Raw genomic sequence first — 16,457 nt, forward strand, 5'->3', positions numbered from 1 at the left:
TAAGTGAAAAGGCCCGGAACTCGCGTTCCGGGCCTTTCTCTATTCTGGGCTGTGAGGTCTTAGGCGCGGTCGGTGGAGATCCGCAGCCGTCCGGCGAGGTCCTGGATGTATTGCCAGGCGACACGCCCGGACCGGCCGCCGCGGGTCGTTGCCCATTCGAGCGCCTCGTGGTGCAACTGTTCGCGCGGCAGCGGCAATTCGAAATGCGCGGCATAACCGTCGATCATCGTCAGGTAGTCGTCCTGGCTGCATTTGTGGAACCCGAGCCATAGTCCGAAGCGATCGGACAGCGAAACCTTCTCTTCCGCAGCCTCCGACGGATTGATCGCGGTCGACTGCTCGTTCTCCATCATGTGGCGGGGGAGGAGATGGCGTCGGTTGGATGTCGCATAGAAGAGGACATTGTCCGGCCGTCCCTCGACACCCCCGTCGAGCGCTGCCTTGAGCGACTTGTAGGCCGTGTCGTCATGGTCGAAGGACAGGTCGTCGCAGAAGACGACGATCCGGTGCGGGGCGTCCTTGATGATGTCGAGCAAAGCGGGGAGGGTAGAGATGTCTTCCCGGTGCACCTCGACCAATTTGAGCGTGATGCCATTGGTCTTGACGATGTCGGCATGCACGGCTTTGACCAGCGAGGACTTGCCCATGCCGCGCGCGCCCCAGAGAAGCACATTGTTCGCCGGGAAACCCTCGGCAAAGCGCAGCGTGTTTTCGTGCAGAATGTCGCGCACGTGATCGACGCCGCGGATAAGCCCGAGTTCGACACGGTTGGGACGCTTGACGGGCTGCAGATGCAGACGGGCGGGAGACCAGACGAAGCAGTCGGCTGCCTGCCAGTCGTTGATGGCGGGTGGCGGGCCCGCAAGCCGCTCTACGGCTTCGGCGAGACGTTTTACTTCAGCCAGAAGTGCTGCCACGGTCTGATCGGCCATCGTCATCTTCCTCGTCATCTGCTTCGGCTTCGAAAGTCTGATGCCGGGCGGTATCACGCAGAATTGCGGGCATAAAGGGTAGGGGTCTCGAAAATGGTACGCTTGCTTGCTGTTTCTGTTGCATTCACGGGCTCTCTCACTATATTCCGGCGACCTGACGAGGGGGCCGCGCGGCTCTAACAGAACGCATCAAGAGGGAGTCTTTCATGTTTATCACGCAGGCCTTTGCCCAGGACGGCGCCGCCGCTTCGAGCGCTATGGGGTCCGGACTGGAGATGCTGCTGCTCTTCGCACCGCTGATGGTGGTCTGGTACTTCTTCCTGATCCGTCCGCAGCGCCAGCAGATGAAGAAGCGTGAGGAAACTCTCTCCTCCATCCGTCGTGGCGACCAGGTGATCATGGGCGGCGGCATTGTTGCCAAGGTGACCAAGGTGATCGACGACAAGGAACTCGAACTCGAAATCGCCGACGGCGTGAAGGTTCGTGCGATGCGCCAGTATGTGGCCGAAGTCCGCGTCAAGGGCGAACCGGTCAAGACCGAAACCGCCGCCTGATCCCGCTGGGCCGGCCTCGAGCCGGCCTTTGCCATTTTCCGATGCCTTAATCCGAGAGTTCCATGCTTTACATTTCCCGCTGGAAGACATTGTTCATCTGGTTGACCGTCGCGCTCGGCGTCCTTGTCGCGTTGCCCAATGCCTTCACGGACGAGGAACTGGAAGCATTTCCCTCGTGGTTCCCCACGCATAAAGTGACGCTCGGCCTTGACCTCCAGGGCGGCTCGCACATCATGCTGAAGATGGAGCGGCAGGACATCGTCAAGGAGCGTCTCGAGACGATCGTTGGCGACGTGCGCACGCAGTTGCGTGAAGCCGGTGTCCGCTACACGGGCCTTTCCGGCGTCGGCCAGCAGATCCAGGTGCGCATCACCGATGCGGACAAGATCCCCGCTGCCATCGAAGCGCTACGCACATTGACCGATCCGGTCAGCGTCGGTGGCTTGACCGGCGGCACCGTGAACGAAGTCACGATCGAGCAGGGTGATGACGGCTTGCTGCGTCTGGCTTTGACCGATGAAGGCATCGATTATCGCGTCACCTCGGCGCTGACCCAGTCCATGGAAGTCGTGCGCCGCCGCGTCGACGAGCTCGGCACCACCGAGCCGCTCATCCAGCGCCAGGGCGACGACCGCATTATCGTGCAGGTCCCCGGTCTGACGGATCCGCAGCGCCTCAAGGCCCTGCTGAACCAGACGGCGAAACTGTCCTTCCACATGGTCGACACGACCATGCCGGTGACCGAGGCGATCAACAATCGCCCGCCCGCGCAGTCGGAAGTTCTCTATTCGACCGACGACCCGGCCGTTCCTTATCTGATCGAACGCCGTGCGCTGATTTCGGGTGAAAATCTCGTCGATGCGCAGGCCTCTTTCGACCAGCGGACCAATGAGCCGGTTGTCAGCTTCCGCTTCGACAGCCGCGGCGCCCAGCGCTTTGCGCAGGCAACGCAGGAAAATGTCGGCAAGCCGTTCGCCATCGTGCTCGACCAGCAGGTGATCTCGGCGCCTGTCATCCGCGAGCCGATCATCGGCGGTTCCGGCCAGATTTCCGGCAATTTCTCGGTTGAAGGCGCAAACGACCTTGCCGTTCTCCTGCGTGCGGGTGCCTTGCCGGCAACCCTGACCGTGGTCGAAGAGCGCACCGTCGGTCCGGGCCTCGGCCAGGATTCGATCAATGCCGGCGTCACCGCCAGCATCATCGGCGGCATTGCCGTTGTCGTCTTCATGGTCGCGCTTTACGGCACCTTCGGCGTGATGGCGAACATCGCGCTTGCCGCCAACATAGCGATGATCCTGGCCGCGCTCTCGCTGATCGGCTCGACGCTCACCTTGCCCGGTATCGCAGGTATCGTGTTGACTATGGGTATGGCGGTCGACTCGAACGTTCTGATCTATGAGCGTATCCGAGAGGAGGCGCGAAACGGCAGGCCACTCATTCAGTCGATCGATATCGGCTTCAAGAAGGCGTTCGCGACCATCGTCGACGCCAACCTGACGACCTTGATCGCAGCCGTTGTTCTGTTCTTCCTCGGATCCGGTCCGGTCCGCGGCTTTGCCGTGACGCTGTCGATCGGTATCGTCACAACCGTCTTCACTGCCTTCACGCTGACCTTCTGGCTGATGGCGTTCTGGTATCGCTGGAAGCGTCCGAAGCACATGCCGAAGAGCGTGCGCACCGGCTTCTTCGACAACCGCAACATCCGCTTCATGGCGGCGCGGAAGTTCAACTTCGGCCTCGCCATGGTGATTTCCGTGGCGTCGCTGATCGGCTTTGCGACCGTCGGCATGAACCTCGGCATCGACTTCAAGGGCGGCTCGATCATCGAGGTGCAGGCCCGCGATGGAACGGCCGATCTGTCCGACATCCGCGACCGTCTCAGCCAGTTGAACCTCGGAGAAGTCCAGGCGCAGGGATTCGGGGATGAGTCCAGTGCCTTGATCCGTCTGCAGGCGCAGGATGGCGGCGAGAATGCCGAACAGTCGGCGCTGACCAAGGTTCGCGGCGAGCTGGAAGCCGAATACGATTTCCGCCGTGTCGAAGTCGTTGGTCCGTCGGTCTCCAGCGACCTCACCTACTCCGCAACGATCGGTGTCGCCGCGGCCCTGCTCGGCATCCTGATCTACATCTGGTTCCGCTTCGAGTGGCAGTTCGCCCTCGGCGCCATCATCGCGACGCTGCACGACGTGATCTTCACGCTCGGCCTCTTCGTGGTGACCGGCATCGAGTTCAACCTGACCAGTATCGCGGCCATCCTGACGATCATCGGTTACTCGCTGAACGACACCGTCGTCGTCTATGACCGAATGCGAGAAAACCTCAGGCGCTACAAGAAGATGCCGCTTGAGGTGCTGATCGACGAATCGATCAACCAGACGCTCTCGCGTACGGTTCTGACCGCCGGTAGTACGATCCTCGCCCTCGGTGCGTTGTATCTCTTCGGTGGCGAAGTCATCGCGTCGTTCACCTTCGCCATGCTGGCGGGCGTTCTGATCGGTACCTTCTCGTCGATCTACATCGCCGGCCCGATCCTGATTGCCTTCAAGCTGCGCCCGGAAAACTTCCAGCGGGACGAGTCCGAAGGTGAAAAGGTGCCGGCAAAGGCAGGGGCCTGAGCCGATGGTCTTCGGCTTCGGAGACAAGGGCATCACCATCCGTGATGCCCATTTTCCCGGTCGGCCCGGTATCGATGCCTATGGCAATGGTGGCTTCCGCTTTGCCGACATGTCGCATCGCGGTTCGCTGCTGCTGCTGCCCTCCGGCGTCTATGGCTGGGAGCAGACGGAAGATGATCCCCTGACTGAAGCCTCGCTGGAGCGCGTCTTTGCCGAAACCGGGATCGAGTTCCTGATCCTCGGGACAGGACGTCAACTGCGCCTTGTCAATCCCGATCTTAGGGCGGCACTGAAGGCAAAGGGTATCGCCACCGACCCGATGGGAACCGGTGCTGCCATCCGCACGTATAACATCATGCTGGCCGAGCAGCGTCCGGTCGCGGCCGCGTTGATCGCAGTCTGAACCGTCCCTCGAAAGGTGTATTGTGAGCGAGACCCCGTCGGCCAATGAGGCTCTTTGCCTGCAGGCCCTGCAAGAGACGGATCGCGACCGCTATCTTGCGAGCCTTCTGACGCCGGCCGATCGGCGGCCGGCCATCGTTGCTCTCTACGCCTACAATGGAGAACTCGCCCGTGTCCGCGACGTGGTGCGCGAACCTTTGCCCGGCGAGGTGCGTCTGCAATACTGGCGCGACCTGCTCGAAGGCTCCGCCCATGGCGAGACGGCGGCCAATCCTGTCGCAGCCGAACTGCTGCACGCCGTTCAAGCCTGGCGGCTTCCGGTCGCACCGCTTGTTGCGATGGCCGATGCGCGCATTTTTGATCTCTATGACGACCCGATGGAAACGACCGCCATGTTCGAAGGCTATGCCGGAGAGACGGCGGCGGCCCTCATTCAGCTTGCAGCGCTGGTGCTCGACACCGAGGCTGCCCAAGGTGTGGCAGAGATCGCAGGACATGCAGGCGTGGCCCTGGCAGTGGCAGGTGCGATCCTGTTGATGCCGATCCACCGGGCACGCGGGCAGGTCTATCTGCCGACCCAGATCCTCGCTTCCGTCGGTCTGGATCGGGAGACGTTTCTCGCTGCAGCAGGCGATGACCGGATGGGTGCGGCCATCCAGGCGTTCGCCGGCTTTGGCCTCGACCATCTGCGCAAGGCCCGTGCCGCCGGCCGCATTCCCAAGAGCTTGCTGTCGGCATTTTTGCCTGTGACGCTCGCCGAGCCCGTTCTCAAGCGGGCGATGAGCATGGGCGCTGGCTGCCTGTCGTCGGATATCCGGCCGCCGCAGTGGCGCCGCCAGCTTGCCATGATGCGTCTGCTGTTGACCGGGCGTCTCTGACGCCTGTCCATCATCGTGGCGGCAGGGTTACGGGCGCCACGTTCGCGCAAGGCTCGCCTGCTAGCAGGCATTGCGATAGAATGCGGGACGAAGGAGGCGAGAGCGGATCATGGTGACTTGGGGTATCGTCTTTGCGCTCATCCTGGCGCTCGCCTATTTCTCCTCGCGCATGGTGCGCCAGGAAGACGAGGGCTTCCAGGACGCGGGCCTTGCGATCATGGAGTTTGGTCGCGCCTTTCCCCAGGAGGCAATCCGCAGTCTTCACGCCACAGCAGACGGCAAGGCCGTCTTTGTTCGCCTGCATGACAACAAGGCGGGCTTCATGCGCAGCATGCGCAACCACTTCGCCTGCCATCTGATTGAGCCGGGCACCGTCCGTGTGCGGCCCCTGCCGAATGGCAAGGGCATTGCCGTCGAGTTTCTCGATGCGCCCTTCCACAATGGCGAGTTCACCTTTGCGAACGCCTCCGTCGTGGCGGAGGTGTCACTCTGGCTGCTCGGCAACTATGTGGGTCACGCAGACCGCGAGCCGGATGCGGCATCCGGCACGACCGGCTGAGGCTGCCGTCAGGCAGCACCCAGCCAGGTCTTGCAGTGTTCGAGCGCGCGCGCCGCAATCAGCTGACGCTTCATGATCGTCTTGTCCTTGCCACGGAAACGCTTGACGCCCTCCGGCTTGACGATCGAGCCGGGTTCCAGCTCCGGGAATAGCCCGAAATTGATGTTCATCGGCTGGAAGGACCGCTTGCCCGGCTCCTCGTCGGAGACGATGTGGCCGCCGGTGATGTGGTTCAGCAGTGCGCCGAGTGCCGTGGTCGCCGGGGGCACGCTGATCGCTTCGCCCTTGCGCTGGGCAGCCGCAAAGCGGCCGGCGAGCAGGCCGATCGAGGCGCTTTCCACATATCCTTCGCAACCGGTGATCTGGCCGGCAAAGCGCAGGCCGGGACGGGCCTTCAGCTGCAGGCTCTGGTCGAGCAGGGTCGGCGAATGGATATAGGTGTTGCGGTGCAAGCCGCCGAGGCGGGCAAACTCGGCATTTTCCAGCCCGGGGATCATCCGGAAGATCTCGGCCTGGGCCCCGTATTTCAGCTTCGTCTGGAAGCCGACCATGTTGTAGAGCGTGCCGAGCGCATTGTCCTGGCGCAGCTGCACGACGGCGTAGGCCTTGACGGTCGGGTTATGGGCATTGGTGAGGCCCATCGGCTTCATCGGCCCGTGGCGCAGCGTCTCGCGACCGCGCTCGGCCATGACCTCGATCGGCAGGCAGCCATCGAAATAGGGCGTGCCTTCCCACTCCTTGAAGCCGACGGCATCACCCTCGATCAGGGCGTCGATGAAGGCATTGTACTGGGTCTCGTCGAGGGGGCAGTTGATATAGTCCTTGCCCGTACCGCCAGGGCCGACCTTGTCGTAGCGCGACTGGTACCAGCAGATATCCATGTTGATACTGTCGGTATGCACGATCGGTGCAATCGCATCGAAGAAGGCAAGTGCATCCTTGCCGGTCCGCTCGCGGATAGCCTCGGCCAGTGCCGGCGAGGTGAGAGGACCCGTCGCAATGATCGCGAGATCCCAATCCTCAGGCGGCAGGCCGGTCACTTCCTCGCGGACCACTGTGATCAGCGGATGCTGATGTAGGGCGGCGGTCACTGCTTCTGAAAAGCCGTCACGGTCTACGGCGAGCGCGCCACCGGCAGGCACCTGATGCTTGTCGGCGCAGGCCATGATCAGCGAACCGGCAAGCCGCATCTCGGCATGGATGACGCCGACGGCATTCGATGTCGCATCGTCAGAGCGGAAGGAGTTGGAGCAGACCAGTTCGGCAAGGCCATCGGTCTTGTGCGCATCCGTGCCGCGCACGCCGCGCATTTCGTGCAGGATGACCGGCACACCGGCCTCTGCCGCCTGCCATGCGGCCTCCGAGCCTGCAAGGCCACCGCCGATGATGTGAATGGGGGAGAAGGAGCTGTTTGTCATGGGCGGCTCCATATCACGGCTCGCGGCGCGAGGTCCATCGGGTGCCAGGCTTCCGACTATGCCTGTCGATCACATTCGAAAGGCTGGAATCAAAAACGGCACCAAGCGGTGCCGTCTGACAGGCTGCTTTGCGCAGGATCCGATTAACGGAAGGAGCGCGAAGCGATGTTGCGGATTTCGTAGCGGGTGATGCCGATGTCGTTCAGGGTCTGGCTGGAAAGGTTGCCCAGTTCGGCCATCGTGCGACGGTAGCTCATCCAGTTCTTGGCAATGCGGATCGGGTTCATGGTCGTTTCCTCGGTGAAGCTTGGTGGCTGATCTTGCGGTCGTTCCCGCATCAGCGATTGACGTTCTTATACGCCCGTAAAACAAGATTGTGCAGTGCAAATAATATGCGACTGCTATGCGTTTGTGCATGGGGTTGCCGCCATAAGCAGCAGACCCGATAGGCTGGTGAAAAACGCGCCATGAGTTAACGGGCGTTTACGAACGCAGAAAAGCCCGCAATCGCGGGCTTTTCTGGTCTTTTTAGTCTGTGTTTTTAGGCAGTCAGACAGGCTTGATGAGAATGTGCTTCTTTTTGCCCAGCGAAAGCTTGATCACGCCATCGGCGGTGACCTCTGCAGTGCCGACAGACATGCGCTCATCGGAGACGCCGGCATCGTTTATCTTGACCGCGCCACCCTGGACATGACGACGGGCTTCGCCGTTCGAGGCGGCGAGCCCCGCCTTGACGATCAGTCCAAGCAGGCCGATGCCCGCTTCCAGCTCGCTGGCCGCGACTTCGACCGTCGGCAGTGTATCGGCAAGCGCCCCTTCCTCGAAGGTCTTGCGCGCCGTTTCGGCAGCCTGTTCAGCGGCGTCGCGACCATGCAGCAGCGTCGTCACTTCCGTGGCGAGGATCTTCTTGGCTTCGTTGATCTCCGAGCCACCAAGTGCCGCGAGACGCGCAATCTCGTCCATCGGCAGGATGGTGAAGAGCTTGAGGAAGCGCACGACATCGGCATCCTCGGTGTTGCGCCAGTACTGCCAGAAGTCATAGACCGGCAGCAGGTCCGCATTGAGCCAGACCGCACCCGAGGCCGACTTGCCCATCTTGGCACCGGAAGATGTAGTGAGCAGCGGTGCCGTCAGCGCATAAAGCTGCGGCGTGCCCATGCGGTGGCCGAGGTCGATGCCGTTGATGATGTTGCCCCACTGGTCGGAGCCGCCCATCTGCAGCCGGCAGCCGTAGCGCTGGTTAAGCTCAACGAAGTCGTAAGCCTGCAGGATCATGTAGTTGAATTCGAGGAAGGACAGCGACTGCTCGCGGTCGAGGCGCGTCTTGACGCTGTCGAAGGAGAGCATTCGGTTGACCGAGAAATGCCGGCCGACATCGCGCAGGAACTCGAGGTAGTTCAGCGGGCGAAGCCATTCGGCATTGTTGATCATCAGGGCGCCGCCCTTCGGACCCTGGTTGTAGTCGAGGTAATGCGAGAAGCAGCGCTTGATCGAGGCGATATTCTCCTCGATCGTATCGATGGTCATCAGCTTGCGCGCTTCCTCCTTGAAGGAGGGGTCACCGACCATGCCGGTACCGCCGCCCATCAGCGAGATCGGCTGGTGGCCCGTCTGCTGGAACCAGCGCAGCATCATGATCTGCATCAGATGGCCGACATGCAAGCTGGATGCCGTCGGGTCATAGCCGATATAGGCCGTCACGCTTTCCTTGGCGAGCAGGTCGTCGAGCCCCGTTTCATCGGACATCTGATGAATGAAGCCGCGCTCGGAGAGGATGCGGAGGAAATCGGACTTGAACTTCGTCATGACGCTGTTGCTTTCGGTTTCTCTGGTCTTTCGGTGGCACACTTTAAAATCCGCGCGGGCTTTAGCATTGTTTTTTGAATTGTGCACCCGTCTCGGTCATGAATGTCCAGCAACGCAGGCGTTCGAATCGGGTGGCATATGGTGGAAATGAAGACGGCGATCGGCCTGATGAGCGGGACGTCGATGGACGGCATCGATGTGGCGCTGGTTCGCACCGATGGCGAGGCGGTCGTTGAGCGCGGTGGCTTCCTGTCTGTTCCCTACGAGCCGGCCTTCCGCGACCGGCTGAAGCAGGCGCTGGAAGACGCGAAGGGCATTAAGCAACGCGACGAACGGCCGGGCGACCTCTCCCGTATGGAGAGGGACCTGACTCTACGTCATGCAGAAGCGGTCGGCCTTTTCCTGCAGCAAGAGAAGCTCAGGCGCGAGGATATCGACTTCATCGGCTTCCACGGCCAGACGGTGTTGCACAGGCCGGATGAAGCGCTCACCGTGCAACTCGGCGACGGGGCGCTGTTGGCGGCAGAAACCGGCATCGACGTTGTCTACGATATGCGCGCCAATGACATGGTTCATGGCGGGCAGGGTGCGCCGCTGGTGCCGGTCTATCACCAGGCACTGGCGCATCAGATCCCGATGGATCAATGGCCGGTCTGTTTCGTCAATATCGGCGGCATCTCGAACCTCACCTTTCTCGATCGCGACGGTACGATCATCGGCTTTGACAGCGGGCCGGGCAACACGCTGATTGACCAATGGGTCGAGGCCCATGCCGGCATTCCCTATGACGATGGCGGCCGCATCGCCTCGGAAGGTGGTGTCATCATGGCGCTTGCCGAGCGCTATCTGGACAATCCCTTCTTCACGGCAAGCAAGCGCCGCTCGTTGGACCGCAACGATTTTCGGCCGCCCGAAGGCCACGAGGCCGAGCTCTCGGATGGCGCGCGCACACTCGCCTATGTCTCGGCAGCCGCTATCCTGAAGTCGGCCGGCCATCTCCCCCGCTCTCCGAAGACCTATGTGATCTGCGGCGGGGGCCGCCTGAACCGAACGATCATGGACGATCTCGTAAACCTTGCAGGCGAAAAGGGGGCGACTGTGCTCACTGCCGAGCAGGCGGGCTTCGATGGGGACGCTATGGAGGCGGAGGCCTGGGCCTATCTCGCGGTCCGCTCTGCGAGGGGGCTGCCTCTGACATTTCCTAGAACGACTGGGGTCCGGGAGCCTGTGAGCGGCGGCGTGCTTTCGGCTGCGCCGCAGCAGCCGTGAGCTTTACTTGACCGGCTCCGCAGTCAGTCCCTGCCGGGCAAAGGCCAGCCCGTCCCGCAATCCCACTTCATAAGCATGCCGGATGCCGGGGGCGTCACCGACGGAGAACTTGCCGACAGGAATGTCCTCGCTCGGGCCGACCACCACACGATTGGGGGCGGAGGGCGGCTTCCGGCCAAAACGGGTGGTCAGAAGCAATGTTTGCCAGCCCTTCGCTTCGACTTCCGTGAGCTTCATCAGCGGCGGGTTGTCGACGAGGCCGCCGTCGAGATAGGCGCGCCCCCTGACGCGTCCGACCGGCATGAAGGGTGGCACAGAGGAGGTCGCCATCAGCGCGTCGACCAGTTCGCCGGGATAGTCGCAATTATGCGTCGAGATCCAGGTGGGGCGCAGCCGCATCCGCAGGCCCGCTTTGGAATGGGTGCCGTCGGTCAGAAGCTTTTCGATCTGGTAGGCGCCGATGGAGCCCAGGGCACCGAGCGCACCGGGCATCCAGTCCGGCAGGCCGGAGAGCTGGATCAACATCGGCGGTGCCGCCTTGAGCGTGGCGAGTTCTTGTTCGCCGAACGCGTCCGCGAGCAGCTGCCGGAAGAGCCGGCCGACGACGAGCGGCGATTCCCGTCGCCTGAGGGCCCGCCAGTCAACACCGCGATGGCCCTGTTCGGCAAAGGCGAAGGCGGCATCCCGCACCCGGTCGCCGACGCCGGCAAGATGCATTGCGCCGTGATAGGCGCTGGCCGAAACGGCGACGTAAAAGCGCGGATTGAGCGGTTGATGCTCGCTATAGGACTTGAGAAAACCGCTCTGCCAGTAGCAACGGTTGCCACCGCCTGCCAGGCCGACGGCGTCAAAGGTCGGATGTGAGGTCATTCAAAATCGCAGTCTGAAATCGAAAGAGTGTCTAATCACGCCGAAGGAGCTCGAGAGCTTCCGCTTCTCTTCCCTTGCCGCGCGCCGCCATTTCCTCGAACAGCCGGTAGGCCTCATGTTGCTTGACCATTTCCGCTGCCATCTCTGATACCAGTCGTTCCGGAGAGACACCCTTCTCAGCTGCAATCAGATCCACCTTTTTGTGAACCTCTGAAGTCAGCTCAACGGTTAAAGCGTTCATCTTCAAGCCTCCGGACAGTTGCCGCTGGTGTCTCGATCTTGATGTGCGGAAACTTGAGTTCCGCCTTTTCGAAATCTCGGATGTTCGACGTCACGAGTATATGCGCGTTGGCGGAGATTGCCAATTCGAGCAGGTGATTGTCGGCTTCATCGACGAAATTTGGCCGCCACTTGAAATGCGCGGTGCGCCAGTGGCAGCGAGAAACAAAGATCTCCAGCAGCGCCAGCCGTTCGTTGGCGGACATTCGTCCGTTTGCAAAGGGCTCTGTTCTGGAGAGTACGTCACGGTATTCGAGCAGAAGTGGACCGGACAGAAAGGGGACGAGACGCCCGTCCAAGCACGCCTCGATAACTTTCGAGGCTGGGCCGCGGCCGATACAAGCGCTGACCAGCACATTTGTATCGGCCACGATCCGGATCATCTTACCGGATCCGCTTGGCGGCCGGTTCCGGGACCAGTTCGCCTTCGAGGCGACGGTCGAGATAGTCTTCGCATTCGGCCATCAGCGTTTCCACCTGGCCGTTGAAGAAGTGGTTGGCGCCCGGCACCGTCTTGTGGGTGATCAGGATGCCCTTCTGGGTCTTCAGCTTGTCGACGAGGCCGATGACATCCTTTTCAGGCGCCACCTTGTCGCTGTCACCGTTGATGATCAGGCCGGAGGACGGGCAGGGAGCGAGGAAGGAGAAGTCGTAGATGTTCGGCTGCGGTGCGATCGACATGAAGCCTTCGATCTCCGGGCGACGCATCAGGAGCTGCATGCCGATCCACGAGCCGAAGGAGTAGCCGGCGACCCAGCAGCTCTTCGAATCCGGATGCAGGCTCTGCACCCAGTCGAGGGCAGATGCTGCATCCGACAGCTCGCCGGCGCCATGGTCGAATTCGCCCTGGCTGCGGCCGATGCCGCGGAAGTTGAAGCGAAGCGTGGTGAAGCCGCGCTTCTGGAACATGTAGAAAAGCTGGTAGACGATCTGGTTGTTCATCGTCCCGCCGAATTGCGGATGCGGATGAAGGATGATCGCGATCGGTGCGCTCTTTTCCTTGGAGGGTTGATAACGGCCTTCGAGACGACCCGCGGGGCCGTTGAAAATCACTTCGGGCATAAGGTTCCGGTCCCTGACATTTTTGCGGTTCGTCAACACCAAATTAGAAAGCTGACTTGACGGCGTCAGTCAGCTTTTCTAGAACGAAGTTTAGAACCGTTCGAAACTGGATGGCGTCGCATCCGGGGTGAAGGTGTCATAAGGCAAGCCCGGCGGAAATTTCAAGGAAAATGCACCGCCTGATGCATGGGAGACCGAACTGGGGATGGCTATTGAGCGCATCTATCTCGACTGGAACGCTACCGCGCCCCTGATGGCTGCGGCGCGCGACGCCATGCTCGACGCGCTCGCCATGCCCGGCAACCCGTCTTCGGTGCATGCCGAAGGGCGTGCGGCAAGGGCCGTGATCGAGAAGGCGCGTCGCGCGGTCGCAACGCTTGTTGGCGCGGAAGCCGCGCATGTGACCTTTACCGCAAGCGCGACCGAAGCTGCCAATCAGGTTCTGTCGCCGGTTTACCGAATGGGCAAATCGCGTGTCGGCCTTGGACGCCTCTATGTGTCGGCGATCGAGCATCCGGCCGTGCGGGCTGGCGGGCGATTCCCCAAGGAGCTCGTGACGGAACTTGCCGTGACGCCTGCGGGGCTGATCGATCTTGATGCGCTTACGAGCACACTGGCAGGCCATGACGCGTCCGAAGGGCTGCCGGTGGTCGCCGTGATGCTGGTCAACAATGAAACGGGGATCATCCAGCCAATCCGCGAGGTCTCCGCCATCGTAAAGAAGCTTGGCGGATTGCTGGTGGTTGATGCCGTGCAGGCTGCTGGCCGCATCCCGCTGTCGATCGCAGATGTCGGCGCCGACTTCATGATCCTTTCGGCGCATAAACTCGGCGGCCCGAAGGGCGTCGGCGCGCTGGTGTCGAAGGGCGAGACTTTCATGCCGGAGCCGCTCGTGCGCGGTGGCGGTCAGGAAAAGGGGCATCGGGCCGGTACCGAAAACCTCCCGGCGATCGCGGGCTTTGGTGCGGCGGCAGAGCGGATGTCGGCAGATCTGTTGAACCGGAATGCCGGGATTGCTGCACTGCGCGACCGTGCGGAGGCGGGGATGCTCTCAACTGCGCCAGAAACCGTGATTTACGGCCGCAGCGAGGCGCGGGTCGGCAATACGAGTTTCTTCCATCTGCCGGGGCTGAAGGCGGAAACCGGGCAGATCGCCTTCGATCTCGAAGGCCTCGCACTGTCGGCGGGAGCCGCCTGCTCGTCGGGCAAGGTCGGCGCGAGCCATGTGCTGACCGCCATGGGCGAGGATGCCGCGACCGGGGCTCTGCGCCTGTCGATTGGCCCTGATACGACGGAGAGCGACATCGATCGCTTTCTGGGCGCCTTTGTGAAGATTGCTGCCCGCCGCAAACCGGCGGGGCAGGCCGCGTAAAGCGGCGAAAAACCGGGCCAAACATCGTTTTTCCCTTGCCAAGAGGGGTGAAATGATGGCTCGGGAACCTTAAGTATGGCGGGTCACCGCCCAACGTTAACAAGCTGCCGGAATTTGGCCCGGCAAGATTGGAGAACGACCATGGCTGCTGTGCAGGAAACGATCGATCAGGTCCGCCTCATCGATGTGGATCAGTACAAGTATGGTTTTGAAACTACTATCGAAGTCGACAAGGCCCCGAAGGGTCTGTCGGAAGACATCGTCCGCTTCATTTCGGCAAAGAAGAACGAGCCGGAATGGATGCTCGAATGGCGCCTCGACGCCTATCGTCGCTGGCTGACGATGGTCGAGCCCACCTGGGCGCGTGTCGACTATCCCAAGATCGACTTCAACGACATCTACTATTATGCGGCGCCAAAGACGGCTGCCGGCCCGAAGTCGCTCGACGAAGTCGATCCCGAACTCCTGAAGGTCTATGAGAAGCTCGGCATTCCGCTGAAAGAGCAGGAAATGCTGGCCGGCGTCCAGACCTCGAAGATCGCCGTTGACGCCGTCTTCGATTCGGTTTCGGTCGTGACGACCTTCAAGGAAGAGCTGATGAAGGCCGGCGTGATCTTCATGTCGATCTCGGAAGCGATCCGTGAGTATCCGGATCTGGTGAAGAAGTATCTCGGCTCGGTCGTACCCATCACCGACAACTATTATGCGACGCTGAACTGCGCCGTCTTCACCGACGGCTCCTTCGTCTACATTCCGAAGGGCGTTCGCTGCCCGATGGAGCTGTCGACCTATTTCCGCATCAACGAGAAGAACACCGGCCAGTTCGAGCGCACGCTGATCGTCGCCGAAGAAGGCGCCTACGTTTCCTATCTCGAAGGCTGCACGGCACCCCAGCGCGACGAAAACCAGCTGCACGCAGCCGTGGTCGAACTCGTTGCCATGGATGATGCCGAGATCAAGTATTCTACGGTTCAGAACTGGTATCCCGGCGACAAGGACGGCAAGGGCGGCATCTACAACTTCGTCACCAAGCGCGGCGATTGCCGTGGCGACCGTTCGAAGATCTCGTGGACCCAGGTCGAGACCGGTTCGGCGATCACCTGGAAATACCCGTCCTGCATCCTGCGCGGCGACGACAGCCAGGGCGAGTTCTACTCGATCGCCGTCTCCAATGGCCACCAGCAGGTCGACAGCGGCACCAAGATGATCCATCTCGGCAAGAACACCAAGAGCCGCATCATCTCCAAGGGCATCTCGGCCGGCGTGTCGCAGAACACCTATCGCGGCCAGGTTTCCATGCACCGCAAGGCGGAAAACGCCCGCAACTTCACCAATTGCGATTCGCTCCTGATCGGTGACACCTGCGGCGCGCATACGGTGCCTTACATCGAGGTGAAGAACTCGACGGCCAAGGTGGAGCACGAGGCAACGACCTCGAAGATCTCCGAGGACCAGAAGTTCTACGCCATGCAGCGCGGCATCCCGGAAGAAGAGGCGATTGCGCTCATCGTCAACGGCTTCGTCCGCGACGTCATCCAGCAGCTGCCGATGGAATTTGCGGTTGAGGCGCAGAAGCTGATCAACATCTCGCTTGAGGGGTCGGTCGGCTAAGGTCGACCGACCACCTACTCATTTCTCTGCGCTTGGCGCGTGACCCCATTCGTCCGAAAGGATTTTTCTATGCTTGAAATTCGCAATCTCCATGCCCGTATCGCCGAAGACGGCACCGAAATCATCAAGGGCCTGAACCTGACCGTGAAGGCCGGCGAAGTCGCGGCCATCATGGGCCCGAACGGCTCCGGCAAGTCGACGCTGTCCTACATCCTGTCGGGTCGCGAAGACTACGAAGTCACCGAAGGCGACATTCTCTACAACGGCGAGAGCATTCTTGAACTCGACCCGGCCGAGCGCGCTGCCAAGGGCATCTTCCTTGCCTTCCAGTACCCGGTCGAAATCCCGGGCGTGGCCACCATGCAGTTCCTGAAGGTTGCCATGAACTCGCAGCGCAAGGCACGCGGCGAAGCCGAACTGACGACGCCGGATTTTATCCGCCGCGTCAAGGAAGCCTCGGCTGAACTGAAGATCAACCCTGACATGCTGAAGCGTCCGCTGAACGTCGGCTTCTCCGGCGGTGAGAAGAAGCGCGCCGAAATCCTGCAGATGGCGCTGCTCGAGCCGAAGCTCTGCATTCTCGACGAAACCGATTCTGGCCTCGACATCGATGCGCTGAAGATCGTCGCTGACGGCGTGAATGCCCTGAAGCGTCCGGACCGTGCGACCGTCGTCATCACCCACTACCAGCGCCTGCTCGACTACATCGTGCCGGATAGCGTGCACGTCCTCTACAAGGGCCAGATCATCAAGTCGGGTGACAAGAGCCTGGCGCTGGAACTCGAAGCCAACGGCTATGCCGACATCACCGGTCAGGCCGCCTAAGGGCT

Annotated in this window: 17 protein-coding genes; 9 read left to right on the top strand and 8 right to left on the bottom strand. The window is 61.5% G+C overall.

The features are described from left to right. Window positions 1–59: 59 nt before the first annotated feature. The gene (locus C0V73_RS10100) at window positions 60–932 is read right to left on the bottom strand and encodes an ATP-binding protein (RefSeq protein ID WP_102019874.1); all 873 of its coding nucleotides are present in this window, start codon (window positions 930–932) and stop codon (window positions 60–62) included. Window positions 933–1,138: 206 nt separating this feature from the next. On the opposite strand from C0V73_RS10100, the gene yajC reads away from it, so the two are divergent. The 5 genes from yajC (at window position 1,139) to C0V73_RS10125 (ending at window position 5,940) form a co-directional block, all read left to right on the top strand. Further along, a complete protein-coding gene (gene yajC, locus C0V73_RS10105) occupies window positions 1,139–1,486 on the top strand; it encodes a preprotein translocase subunit YajC (protein WP_102019875.1) in 348 nt (115 codons plus the stop codon). Between the two features lie 62 nt (window positions 1,487–1,548). Next, window positions 1,549–4,101 carry a protein translocase subunit SecDF gene (gene secDF, locus C0V73_RS10110; RefSeq protein ID WP_102019876.1) on the top strand — a complete coding sequence of 851 codons (2,553 nt, stop codon included), beginning with the start codon at window positions 1,549–1,551 and terminating at the stop codon, window positions 4,099–4,101. Window positions 4,102–4,105: 4 nt separating this feature from the next. Further along, entirely contained in the window at window positions 4,106–4,504 is a 399-nt protein-coding gene (locus tag C0V73_RS10115) for an Mth938-like domain-containing protein (protein ID WP_102019877.1), read from the top strand. A 22-nt stretch (window positions 4,505–4,526) separates the two neighbouring features. Further along, a complete protein-coding gene (locus tag C0V73_RS10120; RefSeq protein WP_172450123.1) occupies window positions 4,527–5,381 on the top strand; it encodes a phytoene/squalene synthase family protein in 855 nt (284 codons plus the stop codon). Between the two features lie 109 nt (window positions 5,382–5,490). Next, the gene (locus C0V73_RS10125; protein ID WP_102019879.1) at window positions 5,491–5,940 is read left to right on the top strand and encodes a hypothetical protein; all 450 of its coding nucleotides are present in this window, start codon (window positions 5,491–5,493) and stop codon (window positions 5,938–5,940) included. Window positions 5,941–5,948: 8 nt separating this feature from the next. Here the strand turns inward: C0V73_RS10125 and trmFO are convergent, their stop codons facing one another. The 3 genes from trmFO to tyrS all read right to left on the bottom strand — a co-directional run bounded on the left by trmFO (window position 5,949) and on the right by tyrS (window position 9,164). Further along, a complete protein-coding gene (trmFO, locus tag C0V73_RS10130) occupies window positions 5,949–7,358 on the bottom strand; it encodes a methylenetetrahydrofolate--tRNA-(uracil(54)-C(5))-methyltransferase (FADH(2)-oxidizing) TrmFO (RefSeq protein ID WP_102019880.1) in 1,410 nt (469 codons plus the stop codon). A 143-nt stretch (window positions 7,359–7,501) separates the two neighbouring features. Further along, on the bottom strand, window positions 7,502–7,645 hold the full coding sequence (locus C0V73_RS10135; RefSeq protein ID WP_082511209.1) for a DUF1127 domain-containing protein: 144 nt from the start codon (window positions 7,643–7,645) through the stop codon (window positions 7,502–7,504). A 262-nt stretch (window positions 7,646–7,907) separates the two neighbouring features. Next, window positions 7,908–9,164: a tyrosine--tRNA ligase gene (gene tyrS, locus C0V73_RS10140; RefSeq protein WP_102019881.1), complete on the bottom strand. Its 1,257-nt coding sequence runs from the start codon at window positions 9,162–9,164 to the stop codon at window positions 7,908–7,910. A 138-nt stretch (window positions 9,165–9,302) separates the two neighbouring features. On the opposite strand from tyrS, the gene C0V73_RS10145 reads away from it, so the two are divergent. Continuing rightward, window positions 9,303–10,433 (top strand): anhydro-N-acetylmuramic acid kinase, encoded by a 1,131-nt coding sequence (locus tag C0V73_RS10145; RefSeq protein ID WP_102019882.1) that lies wholly within the window; start codon window positions 9,303–9,305, stop codon window positions 10,431–10,433. A gap of 3 nt (window positions 10,434–10,436) precedes the next feature. Here the strand turns inward: C0V73_RS10145 and C0V73_RS10150 are convergent, their stop codons facing one another. From C0V73_RS10150 to C0V73_RS10165, 4 genes are read right to left on the bottom strand one after another with little or no spacing between them, the layout of a single operon-like run. After that, window positions 10,437–11,303 (bottom strand): patatin-like phospholipase family protein, encoded by an 867-nt coding sequence (locus C0V73_RS10150; RefSeq protein ID WP_102019883.1) that lies wholly within the window; start codon window positions 11,301–11,303, stop codon window positions 10,437–10,439. 31 nt (window positions 11,304–11,334) lie between these two features. Then, window positions 11,335–11,544: a toxin-antitoxin system HicB family antitoxin gene (locus C0V73_RS10155; RefSeq protein ID WP_102019884.1), complete on the bottom strand. Its 210-nt coding sequence runs from the start codon at window positions 11,542–11,544 to the stop codon at window positions 11,335–11,337. After that, complete coding sequence (locus tag C0V73_RS10160) at window positions 11,525–11,965, bottom strand: putative toxin-antitoxin system toxin component, PIN family (RefSeq protein WP_102019885.1); 441 nt, start codon at window positions 11,963–11,965, stop codon at window positions 11,525–11,527. Before C0V73_RS10160 ends, C0V73_RS10155 begins: the two co-directional genes overlap by 20 nt. A 1-nt stretch (window position 11,966) precedes the next feature. Next, window positions 11,967–12,644, bottom strand: a complete 678-nt coding sequence (locus tag C0V73_RS10165; protein ID WP_102019886.1) for an alpha/beta hydrolase — start codon at window positions 12,642–12,644, stop codon at window positions 11,967–11,969. 205 nt (window positions 12,645–12,849) lie between these two features. On the opposite strand from C0V73_RS10165, the gene C0V73_RS10170 reads away from it, so the two are divergent. The 3 genes from C0V73_RS10170 (at window position 12,850) to sufC (ending at window position 16,452) form a co-directional block, all read left to right on the top strand. Continuing rightward, complete coding sequence (locus C0V73_RS10170) at window positions 12,850–14,016, top strand: cysteine desulfurase family protein (protein WP_102019887.1); 1,167 nt, start codon at window positions 12,850–12,852, stop codon at window positions 14,014–14,016. Between the two features lie 141 nt (window positions 14,017–14,157). Then, window positions 14,158–15,627, top strand: coding sequence for a Fe-S cluster assembly protein SufB (gene sufB, locus C0V73_RS10175; RefSeq protein WP_102019888.1), 1,470 nt, complete (start codon window positions 14,158–14,160; stop codon window positions 15,625–15,627). 69 nt (window positions 15,628–15,696) lie between these two features. Further along, a complete protein-coding gene (gene sufC, locus C0V73_RS10180) occupies window positions 15,697–16,452 on the top strand; it encodes a Fe-S cluster assembly ATPase SufC (protein WP_102019889.1) in 756 nt (251 codons plus the stop codon). Window positions 16,453–16,457 lie beyond the last annotated feature (5 nt).

This window comes from Rhizobium sp. TH135, from assembly GCF_002855515.1.
GTDB lineage: Bacteria > Pseudomonadota > Alphaproteobacteria > Rhizobiales > Rhizobiaceae > Allorhizobium.